General features: G+C 73.4%; 18 protein-coding genes and 1 pseudogene. 6 read left to right on the forward strand and 13 right to left on the reverse strand.

Annotated features, from left to right (window positions below; genetic code table 11):
* Nucleotides 1-108: 108 nt before the first annotated feature.
* The 3 genes from ABZ807_RS08775 to ABZ807_RS08785 all read right to left on the reverse strand — a co-directional run bounded on the left by ABZ807_RS08775 (nt 109) and on the right by ABZ807_RS08785 (nt 834).
* On the reverse strand, nt 109-336 hold the full coding sequence (locus ABZ807_RS08775; RefSeq protein WP_357154484.1) for a hypothetical protein: 228 nt from the start codon (nt 334-336) through the stop codon (nt 109-111).
* Between the two features lie 115 nt (nt 337-451).
* Nucleotides 452-712, reverse strand: a complete 261-nt coding sequence (locus ABZ807_RS08780) for a GNAT family N-acetyltransferase (protein WP_357154487.1) — start codon at nt 710-712, stop codon at nt 452-454.
* Entirely contained in the window at nt 709-834 is a 126-nt protein-coding gene (locus ABZ807_RS08785; RefSeq protein ID WP_357154490.1) for a hypothetical protein, read from the reverse strand. Before ABZ807_RS08785 ends, ABZ807_RS08780 begins: the two co-directional genes overlap by 4 nt.
* 51 nt (nt 835-885) lie before the next feature.
* Between ABZ807_RS08785 and ABZ807_RS08790 the strand changes: the two genes are divergently transcribed.
* Together ABZ807_RS08790 and ABZ807_RS08795 are read left to right on the forward strand one after the other, a co-directional pair.
* Nucleotides 886-1713: a YhjD/YihY/BrkB family envelope integrity protein gene (locus ABZ807_RS08790; RefSeq protein WP_357154492.1), complete on the forward strand. Its 828-nt coding sequence runs from the start codon at nt 886-888 to the stop codon at nt 1711-1713.
* A gap of 42 nt (nt 1714-1755) precedes the next feature.
* Nucleotides 1756-3357, forward strand: a complete 1602-nt coding sequence (locus ABZ807_RS08795; RefSeq protein WP_357154494.1) for an NAD(P)/FAD-dependent oxidoreductase — start codon at nt 1756-1758, stop codon at nt 3355-3357.
* Between the two features lie 118 nt (nt 3358-3475).
* Here the strand turns inward: ABZ807_RS08795 and ABZ807_RS08800 are convergent, their stop codons facing one another.
* On the reverse strand, nt 3476-5056 hold the full coding sequence (locus ABZ807_RS08800; RefSeq protein ID WP_357154496.1) for a Rieske 2Fe-2S domain-containing protein: 1581 nt from the start codon (nt 5054-5056) through the stop codon (nt 3476-3478).
* 236 nt (nt 5057-5292) lie between these two features.
* On the opposite strand from ABZ807_RS08800, the gene ABZ807_RS08805 reads away from it, so the two are divergent.
* On the forward strand, nt 5293-5514 hold the full coding sequence (locus ABZ807_RS08805; protein ID WP_357154497.1) for a DUF2631 domain-containing protein: 222 nt from the start codon (nt 5293-5295) through the stop codon (nt 5512-5514).
* Between the two features lie 124 nt (nt 5515-5638).
* Here the strand turns inward: ABZ807_RS08805 and ABZ807_RS08810 are convergent, their stop codons facing one another.
* The 8 genes and pseudogenes from ABZ807_RS08810 to ABZ807_RS08845 form a co-directional block, all read right to left on the reverse strand.
* Nucleotides 5639-6736, reverse strand: coding sequence for a DivIVA domain-containing protein (locus ABZ807_RS08810; protein WP_357154498.1), 1098 nt, complete (start codon nt 6734-6736; stop codon nt 5639-5641).
* A gap of 21 nt (nt 6737-6757) precedes the next feature.
* Complete coding sequence (gene rlmN / locus ABZ807_RS08815; protein WP_357154500.1) at nt 6758-7909, reverse strand: 23S rRNA (adenine(2503)-C(2))-methyltransferase RlmN; 1152 nt, start codon at nt 7907-7909, stop codon at nt 6758-6760.
* Nucleotides 7910-8013: 104 nt separating this feature from the next.
* Complete coding sequence (locus ABZ807_RS08820; protein WP_357154502.1) at nt 8014-9270, reverse strand: phosphatidate cytidylyltransferase; 1257 nt, start codon at nt 9268-9270, stop codon at nt 8014-8016.
* Nucleotides 9271-9767: 497 nt separating this feature from the next.
* Nucleotides 9768-10325, reverse strand: a complete 558-nt coding sequence (gene frr, locus ABZ807_RS08825; protein WP_357154504.1) for a ribosome recycling factor — start codon at nt 10323-10325, stop codon at nt 9768-9770.
* 84 nt (nt 10326-10409) lie between these two features.
* The gene (gene pyrH, locus ABZ807_RS08830; protein WP_357154506.1) at nt 10410-11177 is read right to left on the reverse strand and encodes a UMP kinase; all 768 of its coding nucleotides are present in this window, start codon (nt 11175-11177) and stop codon (nt 10410-10412) included.
* 149 nt (nt 11178-11326) lie between these two features.
* A complete protein-coding gene (tsf, locus tag ABZ807_RS08835) occupies nt 11327-12154 on the reverse strand; it encodes a translation elongation factor Ts (RefSeq protein ID WP_357154508.1) in 828 nt (275 codons plus the stop codon).
* A gap of 134 nt (nt 12155-12288) precedes the next feature.
* A complete protein-coding gene (rpsB, locus tag ABZ807_RS08840; protein ID WP_357154510.1) occupies nt 12289-13155 on the reverse strand; it encodes a 30S ribosomal protein S2 in 867 nt (288 codons plus the stop codon).
* A 383-nt stretch (nt 13156-13538) separates the two neighbouring features.
* A pseudogene (locus tag ABZ807_RS08845) lies at nt 13539-14463 on the reverse strand (hypothetical protein).
* Between the two features lie 180 nt (nt 14464-14643).
* Here ABZ807_RS08845 and ABZ807_RS08850 point away from each other — a divergent pair.
* Genes ABZ807_RS08850 through ABZ807_RS08860 form a run of 3 tightly spaced genes read left to right on the forward strand, consistent with a single transcriptional unit; the run spans nt 14644 to nt 17769 of the window.
* On the forward strand, nt 14644-15003 hold the full coding sequence (locus ABZ807_RS08850) for a YraN family protein (RefSeq protein ID WP_357154512.1): 360 nt from the start codon (nt 14644-14646) through the stop codon (nt 15001-15003).
* A 34-nt stretch (nt 15004-15037) separates the two neighbouring features.
* Entirely contained in the window at nt 15038-16558 is a 1521-nt protein-coding gene (locus tag ABZ807_RS08855; RefSeq protein WP_357154513.1) for a YifB family Mg chelatase-like AAA ATPase, read from the forward strand.
* The gene (locus ABZ807_RS08860; RefSeq protein ID WP_357154515.1) at nt 16555-17769 is read left to right on the forward strand and encodes a DNA-processing protein DprA; all 1215 of its coding nucleotides are present in this window, start codon (nt 16555-16557) and stop codon (nt 17767-17769) included. The genes ABZ807_RS08855 and ABZ807_RS08860 overlap by 4 nt, the downstream gene beginning before the upstream one ends.
* A gap of 6 nt (nt 17770-17775) precedes the next feature.
* On the opposite strand, the gene ABZ807_RS08865 is transcribed toward ABZ807_RS08860, so the two are convergent.
* A complete protein-coding gene (locus tag ABZ807_RS08865; protein ID WP_357154517.1) occupies nt 17776-18114 on the reverse strand; it encodes a hypothetical protein in 339 nt (112 codons plus the stop codon).
* Nucleotides 18115-18124 lie beyond the last annotated feature (10 nt).

Below are 18124 nucleotides of genomic sequence, written 5' to 3' on the forward strand. Positions count from 1 at the left end.
GGTGCGTGTCGCACGAAGGACGACGTATGCCTGGTGAGCGATATACCTGAGAGGCATCTTTATGCCTCACAGTCATCGCACTCACGGGCATGTCCGGGCCGGCGGTCGCTACCCTCCGTGGTCAGCCCGATCAGGGCCACCGGGCCCGGCCGGCGCGACCGAGGGGCCCTCCACGGTCGGCTCCACGGTGAGCAGCCCCCGGCCGCGCAGGAAGGCGTACAGCTCGGCCCGCTGCCCCGGATCCAGGCCGTCGATCGGCACCGGGAACACCTGGTACCGGCTTCCAGCGCGGACCAGGGCCCGCAGGACCAGCGGGGACGGCAGCGCCGCGACCACCGCCGCGGCGACCCAGGGCGGCGGCGAGCCGCTGCCGGTCCGGCTGGGTGTCGAAACGGATCATCACGGCGAGGGCCGATACGGTCCGCGCGGCACCGTCGCTACCCCGCTGGCGTCAGGCGTCGGCGCGGCGGACGAAGGTCTCCAGCACCTCGCCGCCGTACCAGCCGGTGCGGCGGCCCAGGTGGGTCATGCCGAGCCGACGGGCGACCGCCATCGACGGGTCGTTGCCGGGCGAGACCACCGCGTACACCTCCCGGGCACCGGCGGCAAACTCGCGGGCCAGCGCCGCGCGGGCCGCCTCGGTGGCGTACCCGTGCCCCCAGGAGTCCGGGTGCAGGTGCCAGCCCACCTCGATGTCATCGGTCTCCGTCACGCCGTCCGCGGCAGCCAGCGGGTGATCTCGGTACGCGAGTAGATGTCGAAGATCCGATCCAGATCCGCCCGGGCGTCGGTCCAGCCCCGCAACACCAAACGTTCCGTGGTGAGCACCGTCATGCCGCCGGATCGTAATGCGTGCCCGGGCCCGCGAGCGGGAAGGAGGTCGCGATGGGCGACGCATGGCAGCGCACAAAGCGGATCACCAGCGCCGCGTTCCGGCCGGTACGCGGCCGGGACCTCTCGCTGCACGCCGCCGCGATCACCTTCTACGGCGGGATCGCCGTGGTTCCGGTGGCACTGCTGGCGATCTGGTTGACCTCGCTGCTGGTGGGCGGGGACCGGGTCCGCCGGCTCACCTCGTACGCGGTGGAGACGCTGCCGAACGCGATCGGCGCGCCCCGGGCGGTGGACGCGCTGGTCGCGGCCGGGGTGGAGTTGACCCCGCTGCTCGCGCTGGCCTCCCTGCTGCCGGCGTCGCTCTACGGTGAGGGGCTACGCCGCGCGTTCGTCTCGGTGGCCGCCTCGCACACCGAGGAGTCTCTGGTCGGCTGGCGGGGCCGCCTGCTGCTGCTGCCGCTGCTCGCCCCGGCCCCGGCGCTGCTGCTGTCGATCCTGATCGCCCTGCCCACCACCACCCGCCTGGTCCGCCAGGGCGGCTGGATCGGCGCGCTCGGCGTGGTGCTGTCGTTCCTGGCGGTGTGGCTGGTGCTCACGCCGGTGCTGATGTGGGTGTTCCGGGTGGTCGGGCCCGACTCCCCGGACTGGCTGTCCACCCTCGCCCTCGGCTCGTTCACCGCGGCGAACCTCTCCGGCTTCCTGCACGGCTTCGTCCTGTTCGCCTCGCTCCCGCTCGACCTGGGGGCGCCCTTCGGCGGCTTCGACGAGATCGGCGCCTGCGTCGCGGTGCTGCTCTGGCTCTACCTGTTCCACGTGATCGTGCTGGCCGGCTACTCCGCCACCCTGGCCCTGAGCCGCTGGCGCGCCAGCCGCGCCTGAAGCCCTCCCGCTGCGGGCCCCGCCGCACTAGGCTGCCCGGGCATGAGCGAAGCGAATGAGCTGCCGGCCCGCGCCGACGTCGTGATCGTCGGATCCGGGCACAACGGGCTGGTGTCGGCCGTCCTGCTGGCCCGCGCCGGGCTGGACGTGCTGGTGCTGGAGGCGGCGGAGGTGATCGGTGGGGCCACCCGCACCGAGAACCCGTTCCCGAAGGTGCCCGGACTGCGCCACTCCACCGGGTCGTACCTGCTCGGGTTGATGCCGCCGGAACTGCTCGCCACGCTCGACGTGCGGATCCCGGTGCTGCGCCGCGACCCGCACTACTTCCTGCCCACGCCGGGCGGGCTCGGCTCGCCGTACCTGCTCTTCGGCAGCGACACGGCGACGACCCGCCGGCAGCTCACGGAGTTCTTCTCCCCCGCCGACGTGGCCGCCGACGACGCGATGCAGGCCGAACTGGCCCAGCTGCGCGAGGACCTGGCACCGGCCTGGCTGGCCGAGCCGCTGCCGGTGGAGGAGACCGCCGAGCGGTACGTCCGCCCGGCCCTGCGGCAGGTCTTCGTCGACCTGGTGCGCGGCTCGGTCGCCGACCACCTGGCCCGCTTCGAGTTCCGCTCCGAGCTGCTGGTCAGCATGTACGCGGTCACCGACGGCCTGTCCGGCCTCAACGCCGGCCCGGACGACCCCGGCACGGGGCACAACTTCCTGGTGCACAACATGTGCCGGTTGCCCGGCGCGGGCGGCACCTGGATGATCGCCCGGGGCGGCATGGGCACCGTCTCGCGGACCTTCGCCGAGGCCGCCCGCGCCGCCGGGGCCACGATCGTCACGGGTACGCCGGTGACGGGGGTGACCCTGGAGGGCGGCGCGGCCAGCGGGGTGAGGCTCGCCGACGGCCGGCACGTCGCCGCCCCCGTGGTGCTCGGCGCCTGCGACCCGTACCGCCTGATGGACCTGCTGCCCGACGGCGCGCTGCCGGCGCCGCTCGGCGCGCGGATGGCGGCCGTCCGCCGCCCCGGCACCACGCTCAAGCTCAACCTGGCGCTGACCGGGCTGCCCCGCTTCTCCTGCCTGCCCGAGGGCGCGCCGAGCCCGTTCGGCTCCACCATCCACCTGCTGCCCGGCTCGGCCTCGCTGGTCGGCGGGGGCGGTGAGGCGCCGATGGCCGCGCTGCGCGCGATGTGGGCGGACGTGCAGGCCGGGCGGCTGCCCGAGGAGCCGACCATCGAGTGGTACCTGCACACCACCGTCGACCCGTCGCTCTCCGACGACGCCGGCCACCACTCGTCGGCGCTCTTCGTCCAGTCCGTGCCGTACGAGCTGGCCGGCACCACCTGGGACGAGGCCCTGCCCGGCTACGTCTCCCGGCTGGTCGACATCTGCGAGCGGTACGCCCCCGGCACCGCCGACCTGATCGCCGACGCGGTGCCGCTGCCCCCGCCCGGCATCGAGGCCCACTTCGGCATCACCGGCGGTCACATCCACCACGTCGACAACACCGTCTCGTTCACCGACCGCATGCCGTACGCCACCGGCGTCGACGGCGTCTACGCGGGCAGCGCCGGCTGCCACCCGGCCGGCAGCGTCATCGGCGCCGCGGGCCACAACGCCGCCCGCCGCATCCTCGCCGACCTCAACCGCTGACCGCGCCCCACCACCCCCCTTCGCGCCCGCCTCTTTCAGAGAAAGGGTGGCTATTCGTCGGCCGATAGCCACTCTTTCTCTGAAAGTGCAGAGCGTGGGAGCGGTGTGGGGGGTGGGGTTAGGTGAGCGGCTCGGCGGCGGGGACGGGGGTTTCGGCGTCCACCCGGTGGGCGCGGACCTTGTGGCCGACGCTGGTCAGGCAGCGGCCGCTGGCCAGGTCGAACTTCCAGCCGTGCAGCTGGCAGGTGAGCTGGTCGCCCTCGACGATGCCGAACCGGGTCAGGTCCGCCTTCAGGTGCGGGCAGCGCCGCTGCACCACCCAGTCGCCGAGGGTGATGTCCTCGGCGTCGGTGGTGCGCTCGTGCTCGTCGTACCAGCCCTCGGCGTACTGGAGGCGCTCCTCCGACAGGCACTTGAAGAAGGCGTAGACGAACTCGTTGTACTGGCCGATCCGGGCCGCCGAGAAGCGGCAGGAGAGGAAGAGGGAGTTGACCCAGTCCACCTCGCCGATGTGCAGCAGGTGCTCGATCAGCGCCCGGTCGGTGCGGAAACGGTAGCGAACCTTCTCGTCGGCGTACGGGCGGACCTCCTTGCCCGGGAAGTCCACCACGATCGACTCGACGCTGTCACCGTCGTAGCCCACCAGGTCGAAGCGGACCGGGCCGCCGACCCCCTTGGCCAGGTAGATCGACTCGTCCAGCAGCGGCTCGATCCGGCGCTTCATCTCGCCGAGCACGTCGACCTCGGGGTGCCGCCAGGACGCCTTCTCCGCCTCGATGATCGGGCGCTTGCGCTCCCGCATCTCCGCCAGGTGCGCCACCTTGTTCGCGAAGAACTCCTCCACCGGGACCGGGTGGGTGGTGGTCGCGCCCTCCGTGGTCACCTCGGCGACGCTGCCCGGCAGCAGCACGATGCCGTTGGTGCCGCCGACCTTGGCGTACTCGGCGAGGAAGACCGACTGGTCGGGGAAGATGTTGCCCTCGTCGCCGTGGATGTCGTTGAACTGCCACAGGGCGTCGTCGAGGAAGCATGGCGGGCCGGCGATCGGGAAGACGTGGTCGGCCTTCACGTCGTCGATGTAGCGCCAGGTGCGGTCGAACTGCCGGTCCCGCTTCTGCTTGCCGAACGCGGTCTTCGCCGCCTGCGGCAGCTCGTAGACCATCGGGTACCAGATCGCGCCGGAGAACTGCAGCAGGTGCGCGTGCACGTGACCCAGCTCGGCGAAGACGCTCAGGTCGGTCGGCCGGGCGTCGTTCTGGTTGAGCAGCCGCACCCCGTCGTACTCCACCCAGAGCGAGGAGTCGCCGATCGGGCCGTCGGTCGGGCTGGTCAGCGCCTGGATCATGACCTTGAGCCCGCCGTCGAGCTCCACGACCTGCTCGTTCGGGGCCTTGAGGAACTTCGTGAAGCCCAGCGCCCGCAGCTCGTCCTCCATCTCCGAGGTGGGGAACTCGGGGAGCAGGACGGTGGCGTCCTTCGAGACGAAGTCACGCAGGTGCTTCGCGTCGAAGTGGTCGCGGTGCAGGTGCGACACGTACAGGTAGTCGACCTGGCCCAGGGCCGCCCAGTCGAGCTGGGAGTTGTCGGGGAAGGGGAACCACGAGGCGAAGTAGGCGGGATTGACCCACGGGTCGCACAGGATGCTGCCCGCGGCCGTGTCGATCCGCATGCTGGCATGTCCCGTACCGGTCACTCGCACCGCAGTCCCCCTCAAAACGACAATCAAGGTGTACGTCAGAACGCTACCGGAGGCAGTGTGGTCGACGACCCGCGACGCCGGTAGAGCCTTCCGCCCCACCCGCGGTGGGGTCCATCGGCCCGGGCCGCCCGGCGGTGTCCCCGTCCGCGTACCCCCATCAGGCCGGACCCTGCGCCGGGCCCAGCACGGGGCGTGCCAGACTAACCGGAGATCCGATCGCGAGGGAAGGACCGACAGTGGCAGGAAGCGAGCCGGTAACCGCGCCAGATCAGCACAAGCCCGGGCACCGCAAAGCCGGACGGATCGGCGCGGTGCTCTCCGCGTTGGCGCTGCTGGCGATGTTGTGCGGCAACCACGAGGGCAGGGTCGAGGACATCTGGCTGATCGGCCTGGCCCTGTTGCTGCTGGCAATCGTCGTCGGCGACGTCGTGCTGCGCCGCAACGGCCTGCGGTCCTGACCCGACCGACGCGCCGGACCAGACACGCGTAAGGGCCCGCCCCCGGCCGGGGGCGGGCCCTTCGTCGCGGTCGGTTCTCGTCGCGGCAGGCCCTTCGTCGCGGTCGGTTCTCGTCGCGCGGCGGTCAGCGGCCGAAGAGGATGTCCTGCACGTCCTTGAGCGCGGCGTCGACCTCGGCCTCGAAGTAGCCGCCCGGGACCAGCCCGAAGCGCAGGGTGTCCAGGTCCTTCGGGTTCACCGGCATCGGGTTGCGGCCCTGCATGCCGCCGAGCAGGGCCTCGAAGAAGCGGTCCACCTGGTCCGGGTCGTACCCGCTGCCGAAACGCCGCACCTGGAAGCTGCGCCGGATCTGGTCGACCCGGTAGAGGTCGCTGCCGGGCGGACCGGCCATCGGCGGGCCCACCATAGGGGGGCCGCCCACCGGCGGGCCGGCCATCGGCGGCGGGCCAGCCATCGGCGGGCCACCCAGCGCCGGCTGCTGCATCGGCGGGCCGGCCATCGGCGGGCCACCCAGCGCCGGCTGCTGCATCGGCGGGCCGGCCGGGCCACGTCCGCGCATGTCGCGCATGTCGCGCTCCGACATCCGCATCTCGGCGGTCATGTCGGCGCGGCCGTGCCGGCCCGCCTCGAAACCGTCGAACCGCGGCTCCTCCGGCGCACCGTAGCCGCCCGGACCGGCGGGCAGACCGCGCTGCGGCGGGCCGCCATGCCCCATCGGGGCACCCGGACCCATCGGGCCGCCCGGGCCGGGCCCGGCCGGGCCGCGCGGAGCGTCGTACCCGCCCCGGGGAGCGTCGTACCCGCCGGCGAAGGCGCCGGTGGGCTCGTCGTACCGGTTGCCGTAGCGGTCCCCCGGGCCGGCCTGGGTCGGCATGGGGCGCGGCGGCATCGGCTGCGGCACCGGCGACAGGCCCCGGTGATCGTCGCGCATCGGCGGGCCGAGGCGGTCGGCGCCCCGCGGGTCGGCGCCGCGGCCGCTGCGCTCCTCCAGCTCGGCCAGCTGCCGCTCGACCCGGTCAAGGTGCAGGTCGACCTGCCACTCGTCGTAGCCGTTGAAGCGGACCCGGAAGACGACGTCGTGGACCTCCTGGGAGGCCACGGGCGCGCCAATCGGCTGGCCGGCGAGCGTCGCCTCGACCCGGTCCAGGAAGGCGTCCACCTCGTCAACCTTGTATCCCCGGCGAAGCGCCTTACGCCGGAAACGCTGACCCTGACTCGCCACTATGTCTCCTGGTCTCGTTCGCTACGCCCGGTCACGCCCGCGCGGCGCGTCGGTGTCCCTGTCCTCGGCGGCAGCCAACTGCCCGCACGCGCCGTCGATCTCGCGCCCCCGGGTGTCCCGCACCGTCGTGGACACCCCGGCCTCGCGGAGACGCCGGACGAACTCCCGCTCGACCGGCTTCGAGCTCGCGTCCCAGCGACTGCCGGGTGTCGGGTTGAGTGGGATGAGGTTCACGTGGGCCAACCTGCCGGCCAGCAACCGCCCGAGCAGGTCCGCCCGCCACGGCTGGTCGTTCACGTCCTTGATCATCGCGTACTCGATCGACACGCGCCGCCCCGTCCGGGCCACGTAGTCCCACGCTGCGTCCAGCACCTCGGCTACCTTCCAGCGCTGGTTGACCGGCACGAGTTCGTCGCGCAGATCATCATCGGGCGCGTGCAGCGACAGCGCAAGAGTCACTGAGAGGTCTTCGCCGGCCAGTCGGCGGATGGCCGGAACCAGGCCGACCGTGGACACGGTGACGTGCCGCTGCGACAGCCCGAGCCCCTCGGGGGCCGGCGCGACCAGCCGACGGATCGCCGCGACCACCCGGGAGTAGTTCGCCAGCGGCTCGCCCATGCCCATGAATACGACGTGCGACAGCCGCGGCGGCGACCCCGCCACCGCGCCGGAGGCCGCGACGCCGGCGAGGTAGACCGCCTGGTCGACGATCTCGGCGGTGGAGAGGTTACGGGTCAGCCCGGCCTGGCCGGTGGCGCAGAACGGGCACGCCATGCCGCAGCCGGCCTGGCTGGAGATGCAGACGGTCACCCGGTCCGGGTAACCCATCAGCACGCTCTCCACCAGCGAGCCGTCGTGCAGCCGCCACAGCGCCTTGCGGGTGGCGCCGTCGTCGCAGGCCAGCTCGCGGACCGGGTTGAGCAGCTTGGGCAGCAGCGCACCGGCCAGCCGTTCCCGGGTGGCCGCCGGCAGGTCGGTCATCAACTCCGGGTCGCGCACCAGCCGGCCGAAGTAGTGGTTGGAGACCTGCCTGGCGCGGAAGGCCGGCTCGCCCAACTCGGTCACCAGCGCCTGCCGGCCCGGCAGGTCCAGGTCGGCGAGGTGGCGGGGCGGCATCGCGGGCCGGCGCCCGGGAGCGTCGGGGTCTACGGGGATCACAGGCAGGCTCGTCATGGCCGGTCCAGTCTGTCACGCCGGCCGCGGAACACACCCGTCCGGAGGTGCCGAATCGACCCTCGCCGGGCGGCCGACGCGGTCTGCCGGGCGTGATTCACGCCTCAACCCGCCACCGGCACGAGGACCGCCAACAGCAGGTACGCGGTGGGGACGGCGAAGAGGATCGAGTCGAGCCGGTCCATCAGGCCGCCGTGCCCGGGCAGCAGGTTGCTCATGTCCTTCACGCCCAGGTCACGCTTGATCATGGACTCGGCGAGATCGCCAAGGACCGCCGCGCCGGAGACCGCGACCCCGAACAGCGCACCCCACCAGGGCGGCACGTCGAAGAACAGCCAGATCAGCACGGCACTGCCGACCGCCGCCGCGCAGACCGACCCGGCGAAGCCCTCCCAGGACTTCTTCGGGCTGATCGAGGGCGCCATCGGGTGCTTGCCGAAGGACACCCCGGCGGCGTACCCGCCGGTGTCGGAGAGCACCACGGCGACCAGGGTCGCCAGCACCCGCAGGTGCCCGTCGTCGGGGGTCGCCGCGAGCAGCGCCGCGAAACCGCCGAGGAACGGCACGTAGACCGCGATCAGGGTGGCCGCCGTGAGGTCCCGCTGGAAGCCCGCCGGGCCGTCGCCGAGTCGCCAGATCATCGTGCCGAGCACGGTGACCAGCAGACCCAGGCTGAGCGCGTCCGGCCCGGCGTACCAGGCCAGCCCGATCATCAGCACCCCGCCGGCGATCAGCGGCACCAGCGGCGGGTGCGCGCCGCTGCGGCGTACCGCCCGGGCCATCTCCCAGCTGCCCACGCCGATCGCGGCGGCCACCACGGCGAGGAACGCCGGAGGGTAGAAGAAGAGCGGCACCAGGATGGCGGCGCCGAGCCCGACGCCGACCGCGATGGCGGCCGGGAGGTTCCGGCCGGCCCGGCTCGGCGCGGGCTGCTGGGTCGCCGGCCGGTCCGCGCCGGCCCGGCGCCGGCCGCGCTGTCGCCGCCCCGACGGCCGCTGCGGCTCCGTCGCCGCCTCGTCGACGCCCACCACGGCGAACTGGGCGGTGGGCAGGTCGTCGTCCCGGACCGGGGGAAGCTGCGAGGTGGGCATGTCGTCGTCGGGCAGCCGGCGAGCGGGGCCACGGGCACCGGTCGGATGGCCCGGACGCCGGTCATAGCCGGGGTCGTACCGGTCGTCACCCGGGTCGACGTCCGGTTCGTCGTACCGGCCGGGGCGGGCCTGCGGGCCGGCGTACAGGTCGGGCCGGGCCTGCCGGGTCCACGGCTCGACGTCGCGCTCGGGCCAGGGCAGCGCCGGGGGACGCTCCGGCCGGTCCCAGCCGCGAGGCTCGGTGCCGCCGTAGGGGTCGAGGTGGGACATCACGCACCGAGCGGAGACGGTACGAGTTCCACCACATGACGCAAGACCAAGACCATCCCCTACACGCGTGACTGTTCGTCCGGTTGACCGGCCCGACGGCCGGCCGATTCCCGCCGTTCACCGCGCGGTGGCCCGGGAATCGTGCCGAGCCTACTGCACGGGCCGCCCCGGCACGGCGGACGATGGACCGCCGGGCTCCGGCACGCGCCCCCGCGCTCGGCCCGGCCCAGCCGAGGTGGCCGGCCGCCGGGCGCAGGCCGGCGCAGGCGCGCCGACGCCGGCCGACGGAGCTGGCCGGTTACCGGCGGGGTGACCGGTCGTTGCCGGCTGCCCGATCGTTGCCGGCGGGATGGCCGGTCGTTGCCGGCTGGCCGGTCGTTGGCGCGACCCGGGCCGCTGCCCGTCTGCAACGACGCGGCACCGGTGTGCCACCGCCGGTGCCGGCGGCGGCCCACCGGTGCCGTGGCAGGTCGCGTCTGACTGGGGGCCGGCGCCGCTCAGACCTCGAGCAGCTCGGTCTCCTTGTGCTTGACCAGGTCGTCGACGCTGGCGACGTACCGCTGGGTCAGGTCGTCGAGTTCCTTCTCCGCGCGGCGGCCGTCGTCCTCGCCGACCTCGCCGTCCTTGACGAGGCGGTCCAGCTCCTCCTTGCCCTTCCGACGGATGTTGCGGATGGCCACCTTGGCCTCCTCACCCTTGTGCCGGGCCACCTTGATCATCTCGCGGCGGCGCTCCTCGGTCATCTGCGGGAGCAGGATGCGCAGCTGGTTGCCCTCGTTGTTCGGGTTGACGCCGAGGTCCGAGTCGCGGATCGCCTTCTCCATGGCGTTGATCTGCGAGTTGTCGTACGGCTTGATGATGACCATGCGCGGCTCGGGAACCCCGATGGACGCCATCTGGGGCAGCGGGGTGGGGGTGCCGTAGTAGTCGATGACGACCTTGGAGAACATGGCGGCGTTGGCGCGGCCGGTGCGGATGGCGCCGAACTCTTCCTTGGCGTGCTCGATGGCACGCTCCATCTTCTCCTCGGCCTCGAGGAGGGTGTCGTCGATCACCGGTCTCCTCGCCTCCTTCTGTTACTCGTGGTGGGCTCTGCTGGTGTCTGTCGGAGGACCGCCGCAGCGGTCGGCCGGGGGAGTTCAGGCGGTGATCAGGGTACCGATCTTGTCGCCGCCGACGGCGCGAATGATCGTGTCGTCGCCCTGGGCGCCGAAGACCAGCATCGGCAGGCCGTTCTCCATACAGAGGCTGAACGCGGCGGCGTCGGCCACCCGCAGGTTGCGGCGCAGCACCTCGGAGAAGGTGATCGAGTCGAACTTGCTGGCGGAGGGGTCGATCCGAGGGTCGGCGGTGTAGACGCCGTCCACGCCGTTCTTGCTCATCAGCACCACGTCGGCGCGGATCTCCAGCGCGCGCTGCGCGGCGACCGTGTCGGTGGAGAAGTACGGCATCCCGGCGCCCGCGCCGAAGATCACCACTCGGCCCTTCTCCAGGTGCCGGATGGCGCGCAGCGGGATGTACGGCTCGGCGACCTGGGCCATCGTGATCGCGCTCTGCACGCGGGTCTCGATGCCCTCCTTCTCCAGGAAGTCCTGGAGGGCGAGGCAGTTCATCACGGTGCCGAGCATGCCCATGTAGTCGGCCCGGGCCCGGTCCATGCCGCGCTTCTGCAGCTCGGCGCCACGGAAGAAGTTGCCACCGCCGACCACCACCGAGACCTGCACGCCGCGGCGGACCACGGTGGCGATCTGCCGGGCGATGGCCTGTACGACGTCCGGGTCGACGCCGATCGCCCCGCCGCCGAAGACCTCACCGGAAAGCTTCAGCACCACCCGGCGGGCCCGCCCGGGCGGCGGCGCCGTCGGGTCGTCCGCTCCCAGGCTCCGCTCACTCACAACCTGCGTCATCCGCCCCGCCCTTCCCCGCGCGCACGTCCTGCGCGCCGCGTACCGCAGACCCTATGTGACGAGGAGGCCGCGGTGCCTGTCACGTACACCAGCGGCCTCCTCGTTGACGTTCCCTGCCCACGGGCGCGTCACACGCCCGATTCGGCGGCTCAGGCCTGACCGACCTCGAACCGCAGGAAACGGTTCACCTCGATGCCGGCGTCGGCCAACACCTGCTTCACGGTCTTCTTGTTGTCGGCGACCGACGACTGCTCGACCAGGACGTAGTCCTTGTAGAAGGCGTTGACCCGGCCCTCGACGATCTTCGGCAGCGCCGCCTCGGGCTTGTTCTCCTCGCGGGCGGTCTGCTCGGCGATGCGCCGCTCGGACTCGACGACCTCGGCCGGCACCTCGTCCCGGGTGAGGTACTTCGGCCGCATCGCGGCGATCTGCATGGCGACCGCGCGGGCGTCGGCGTCACCGGCCTCGTCGGTCTTGCCGGCGTACTGCACGAGCACGCCGACCGCCGGCGGCAGGTCCTGGCTCTTGCGGTGCAGGTAGACGGCGGTGGTGCCGTCGAGCTTGGCGAAGCGGTTGAGCACCAGCTTCTCGCCGATCTTGGCGGACTGCTCCTGGATCAGGTCGGCGACGGTCTTGCCGTCCAGCTCGGAGGCGAGCAGCTCCTCGGCGGTGCCGACGCCGCTGCGCTCGCCGTGCTCGACCAGGCGCTGGGCCAGCTCGATGAAGGCGTCGTTCTTGGCGACGAAGTCGGTCTCGCAGTTGAGCTCCAGCAGCGCCTGGCCGGAGTGGGCGATAAGGCCGTTGGCGGCGGTGCGGCCGGCCCGCTTGCCGACGTCCTTGGCGCCCTTGACACGCAGGATCTCGACGGCCTTGTCGAAGTCGCCCTCGGCCTCGGTCAGCGCCTTCTTGCAGTCCATCATGCCGGCGCCGGTGAGGTCGCGGAGCTTCTTGACGTCCGCGGCGGTGAAGTTGGACATGACTCTCTCTTCGATGTCGGAACTGCGGTGGGATGGTCTGGGTGCCGGTTACCCGGATCCGAGCCGGATGTGCCCGGCGTACCCGCCGCTCCCCACCGTCCGGGAAAACGGACGGTGGGGAAACGACGGTGCGGTCACTCCGCGGTGGCGGTCGCCGGCTGCTCGGCCGGCTGCTCGGCCGGCTGCTCAGCCGGCTGCTGCTCGTCGGCCTTCTTCGGCTCCTCGAGCAGCTCGCGCTCCCACTCGGCCAGCGGCTCGTCGGCGCCGACCTGGCCCGGCTCGGGCTTCTCGTCGGTGCCCCGACGACGGCCGGAGCGGGCGATCAGGCCATCGGCGACGGCGGCAGCGACGACCTTGGTCAGCAGTTCGGCCGAGCGGATCGCGTCGTCGTTGCCCGGGATCGGGAAGTCGACCTCGTCCGGGTCGCAGTTGGTGTCCAGCACCGCGATCACCGGGATGCCCAGCTTGCGGGCCTCGTCGACGGCGATGTGCTCCTTCTTGGTGTCGACCACCCAGATCGCGGCCGGGAGCTTCTGCATGTCCCGCAGACCACCCAGGGTGCGGGTCAGCTTGATCTTCTCGCGGGAGAGCTGCAGGGTCTCCTTCTTGGTGTAACCGGCGGCGGTGCCGCTCAGGTCACCCAGGGCCTCCAGCTCCTTCATCCGCTGAAGGCGCTTGTACACCGTCTGGAAGTTGGTCAGCATGCCGCCGAGCCAGCGGTGGTTGACGTACGGCTGGCCGACCCGGGTCGCCTGCTCGGCGATGGCCTCCTGGGCCTGCTTCTTGGTGCCGACGAAGAGGATGCTGCCACCCTCGGCGACGGTCCCCCGCACGAAGTCGTACGCCTTCTCGATGTAGTCGAGGGTCTGGCGCAGGTCGATGATGTAGATGCCGTTGCGCTCCGTCATGATGAAGCGCTTCATCTTCGGGTTCCAGCGCCGGGTCTGGTGCCCGAAGTGGACACCGCTTTCCAGCAGCTGACGCATGGTCACGACGGCCATGGTGGGTACTCCTCAAGATCCCTGGTTGTCACGCCCGGCCGGTGGCCGGGCGTCCTGGCGCCTGGTCGCCGGCCCTGGTGGGCCCGATCAGGATCGGGACCAGGGAGGCCGTCGCCCCACAGATCAGTGGAGAGGGCGCGCGAGGTCGACCGCGCGAGGCGGTCGCCAGTCGACCAGTGTACGCCCCTGTCCCGCCGCCGGGCTGGCGGGTGCGCGAACCCACCCGACCGTCGCTCGCCGGGTGCGCACCACCGGGCCCATGATCCGGTCGCTGATCCGGACCCGACACGCCGACCGACCTGTCCGCCACCGGGACCGGGACCGGAGCCTGATTCGCCCCCCGCTGGCCCGGCCCGTGGAGTCTCCAACGGCGCCCCGCCGGGTCAGCGGGCGGCGAGCGCGGCGGCCAGGAAGAGCACCAGCCCGACGGTCAGGTAGGCGGTCGGCGGGCGCAGCCAGCCCCGCGCGCCGTCGGCCATCGCCAGGCCGCCGGTGCGCAGCCCGTACAGGCCGGCGGCGAAGATCGGCAGCCCGGTGACCAGGAACGTGCCGACAACGACGTGGGACGCGGAGACCGGCTCGCGGGTCAGGCCGTGCAGCAGCACCCGCAGCGCGGGGAGCTCGAAGACCACCACCAACGCGCCGAGGAGGACCGCCAGCGCCGGCCGGCGGGTCCGGTAGACGCCGTCGGAGGGCACGCCTCCCGGACGGTACGCAGCCTCGGGGCCCACCGGGCCGTCCAGGCGGGGCGTGACCGAGGGCATCGGACCGGTCGGCATCTCCAGCGGATGGGGCGGCTCGGCGGGGCGGCCCGGCTCGACGATCGGGTACCCGCCCAGCGGGGCCGACCGCACCGGATCCGGCCGGTCCCCCGCCTCCACGCCGCTCAGCGGGCCGGCGCCGGTGGTGGAGAGCGGGTCGGGGTTCTCCCGGGCGGCCCGCCGGCCGGGGCGGTCGCCGGGCAGCTCACCGGAGACGTCCGGGTCGTCCGCCCGCCGGGAGCGGGTCGGGCGGTATCCCTCGGACTCGCCCCGGGGGTCACCGAGCGGGTCGGCCGCGCCGTAACGCCCGGTCTGGCCGTACCGTCCCGCGCCGCCCTGCTCGGCGAACCGGTCCTCCTCCGCGCCGCGCTGCTCCGGGGCCGGGAACTCGTCGTCGCGCAGGTGGGACTCGCCCGCGCTGCGCCAGTCCGGCTCGCCGTAGCCGCGCTCAGCCCCGGCGGGGTACCAGCGTTGCTCCTGATCTTCGGGATAGCTCCGTCGTGCGTCCACGTCCGGCACCGTATGCGACCCATCCCACCAGCGCCATTCGTCCCTCCCGGGGCCGGACCGCCCGGCGGACGCGTTTCGGTGTCCCGGCCAGCCGCCCGCACGTGGCCCATACCACGTGGCACCCATGATCGTCCGCTCGTCCACAGGTCGCCTCGTCGTCCACAGACAGCGCCCCGGAGGCCACGGCACGGGCACCGGGCGGACCACCCTGACCGGCATGACGAAGCGGAACCAGGCGGTCGGCGCGTACGGCGAGCGGTGCGCCGTCCGGCACCTGATCGGGGCCGGGCTGCGCCCGGTCGCCCGCAACTGGCGCTGCCCGGACGGGGAGATCGACATCATCGCCTGGGACGGCCCGGTGCTCGCCTTCTGCGAGGTGAAGACCAGACGCACCGACGACTACGGCACCCCGGCCGAGGCGGTCGTGCCGACCAAGGCCCGCCGACTGCGCGGGCTCGCCGCCCGCTGGCTGGCCGAGACCGGGGTCAGCGCCGACGAGGTGCGCTTCGACGTGCTGGCGGTCCGGCTGCCACCCGCCGGCGCGGCCCACGTCGAACATCTCAAGGGGGCGTTCTGATGCGGACGTCGGTCCTGCCGCGCGGGGTGACGGCGTGAGCTACGCCAAGGTGTTCAGCGTGGGCCTGGTCGGGGTCACCGGCCACCTGGTCGAGGTGGAGGCCGACCTGGCTCCGGGCCTGCCGGCGGTGGTCATCTCCGGGCTGCCCGACACCGCCCTGCACGAGGCGCGCGACCGGGTGCGGGCCGCGATCGTCAACTCGGGTCAGCGCTGGCCCAACCGGCGGATCACCCTCAACCTGCTGCCCGCGACGATGCCCAAGTACGGCTCCGCGTTCGACCTGGCCATCGCTGCGGCGGTGCTGGGCGGCTCGGGAGAGCTGCCGCTGGTGCCGCTGGACGGCGTGGTGGTCCTCGGCGAGCTGGGCCTGGACGGTACGGTCCGGCCGGTGCGCGGGGTGCTGCCGATGGTGGCGGCCGCGGCGCGTGCCGGGCGGGACCGGGTGGTCGTCCCGGTGGAGAACGCCGCCGAGGCGGCGGTCATCCCCGGGATCCGGGTTCGGGCGGTCGACACGCTGCACCGGCTGGTCAGCTTCGTCCGCGACGGCAGCCCGCTGATCGAGCCACCCGCCACGCCGGCGCTGCCCCCTGCCGACGGCCCGGATCTGGCCGAGGTGGCCGGGCAGGCGCTGGGCCGGCGGGCGCTGGAGGTGGCCGCCGCCGGCGGGCACCACCTCGCCCTGCTGGGGCCGCCCGGCGCGGGCAAGACCATGCTCGCCGAGCGGCTCCCCTCGATCCTGCCGGAACTGGACGACGACGCGGCGCTGGAGGTCACCGCGCTGCACTCGATCGCCGGGCTGCTCCCGCCGGGCGGCCGACTGCTGCGCCGGCCGCCGTTCCAGGCGCCGCACCACACGGCGACCGTCCCCTCCCTGGTCGGCGGCGGGTCCGGGCTCGCCCGGCCGGGGGCGGTCTCGCTGTCCCACCGCGGCGTGCTCTTCCTCGACGAGGCGCCCGAGTTCAGCAAGGGGGCGCTGGAGGCGCTGCGGCAGCCGCTGGAGCACGGCCGGATCCAGCTCGCCCGCAGCGGGGGCGGCACCGAGTACCCGGCCCGCAGCCAACTGGTCCTGGCCGCCAATCCCTGCCCCTGTGCGAAGCCCGGCGGGGACGCGTACTGCGAGTGCAGCCCGCTGGCCCGGCGGCGGTACCTGGGCCGGCTCTCCGGGCCGTTGCTGGACCGGATCGACGTGCAGGTGAAGCTGCTGCCGGTGCGGGCGGCGGAGCTGATGGAGGCGGCCGCCGCCTGCGAGTCGTCGGCGACCGTGGCGGCCCGGGTCGCCACGGCCCGGCGGGCGGCGGCCGTCCGCTGGGCGCCGGTGGGCCGCAAGCTCAACGCCGAGATCCCCGGCCCGTACCTGCGCCGGCCGCCCTGGCGGCTGCCCGCCCGGGACACCGCCGAGCTGCGCGGCCGCCTGGACTCCGGGGCCGTGTCCGCCCGTGGCTTCGACCGGATCATCCGCCTGGCCTGGACCATCGCCGACCTGGACGGCCGGGCCCGGCCGCAGCGCGAGGACGTGCTGGAGGCCATCCAACTGAGGACGGGAGAGGGAGCATGAGCACCAGCGAGGACCGGTTGCTGGCGCGGGTGGCACTGACCTGGCTCGCCGAGCCGGGTACCCGGTGGGTGCACCGGCTGGTCCAGCAGCTCGGCCCGGTGGCGGCGCTGGACCTGCTCCTCGACGGAGGCGCGCCGGAGACGAGCCTGCGCACGGCGGTGGCGGCGCGCACGGCCGCCGGGGACGCCCGCGCCGTCGCCGCCGACGCGCTCGCCTGCACCGAGCGGATCGGCGCCCGCGTCCTCACCCCGGAGGACGAGGAGTGGCCCGCCCGCCTGGACGACCTGCACCGGCTGGTGCTGTCCGGCGTGAGCCGGCGGGTCGACCTGGAGACCGCTCCGCCGCTCTGCTTCTGGGTACGCGGCGGCTGGCCGCTCGGCGAGGCGCTGGACCGCTCGGTCGCGGTGGTCGGCGCGCGGGCCGCCACCGGGTACGGCCTCCACGTCGCCACCGAAATCGGGTACGGGCTGGCCGAGCGGGACTGGACGGTGGTCTCCGGCGGGGCGTACGGCATCGACGCGGCGGCGCACCGGGGCGCGTTGACCGCCGGCGGGCTGACGGTGGCCGTGCTGGCCTGCGGCGTCGACCGGCCCTACCCGATGGGCAACGCCGCCCTGTTCGACCGGATCGCCGAGACCGGGCTGCTGGTGAGCGAGTGGATGCCCGGCGCCGAACCGCTGCGGCCGAGGTTCCTGATCCGCAACCGGGTGATCGCCGCCGCGACCCGGGGCACGGTGCTGGTGGAGGCGGCGGCCCGCAGCGGCGCGACCCAGACGGTGAACCGGGCGATCGCCATGGATCGGCGGGCGATGGTGGTGCCGGGCCCGGTCACCTCGGCGATGTCGGTCGGAGCGCACGAGGTGCTGCGGGAGCAGCCGCACGCCCGGCTGGTGACCGGGGTGCCGCACGTGCTGGAGGAGGTCGGCCGGATCGGGGCCGACCTCGCCCCGCTGGCGCGGGGACCGGAGCGCCCGGGTGACCTGCTCGACGACGAGGCGACCATGGTGCTGGAGTCGCTGCCCCGGCGCGGGGTGGTCGGGCTCGACGCGCTCGCCGCGCGGGCCGGGGTCGACGTGCGTACGGCGATGCGCAAGCTCTCCCTGCTGGAGGAGCTGTCGATGGTGCTCCGCCGGGACGGCGGGTACGCCCTGGCGCGGCCCCCGAAGTCGGCGCGCACCCCCGCCGATCCGGCGCGGGATGCCGGGCGGTGACCGGGTTCAGTCCGCCTCGAAACGGATCTCCAGGTCGCGTCCGGGTACGCACCGGCTGACCAGCACCGCGACCCGGCGCACCTGTGCGGTCTCGGCCGGGGTGCGGGCGGCCTCGACCAGGCGGTCCAGTTCGGCCAGCAGCTGCGGTGCCCGCTCCGCCCCGACCACGAGCTCACCGAGCGGGTCGATCCGGTCCAGCGTCGGGGTGCGTCCGCCGCCCCGGCCCCGCCTGAGCAGGTCGAGCAGCAGGTCGTCGGGATCGGGCACCACCTGCGCGGCGACGGAGGAAGGCCGACGGCCGGGGCCGCCACGTACCAGCCGGTAGAGGACGACGTCCAGGCCCATGAGCGGTCCC

It is taken from the genome of Micromonospora sp. NPDC047548, from assembly GCF_040642975.1.
Classification (GTDB): Bacteria; Actinomycetota; Actinomycetes; order Mycobacteriales; family Micromonosporaceae; genus Micromonospora.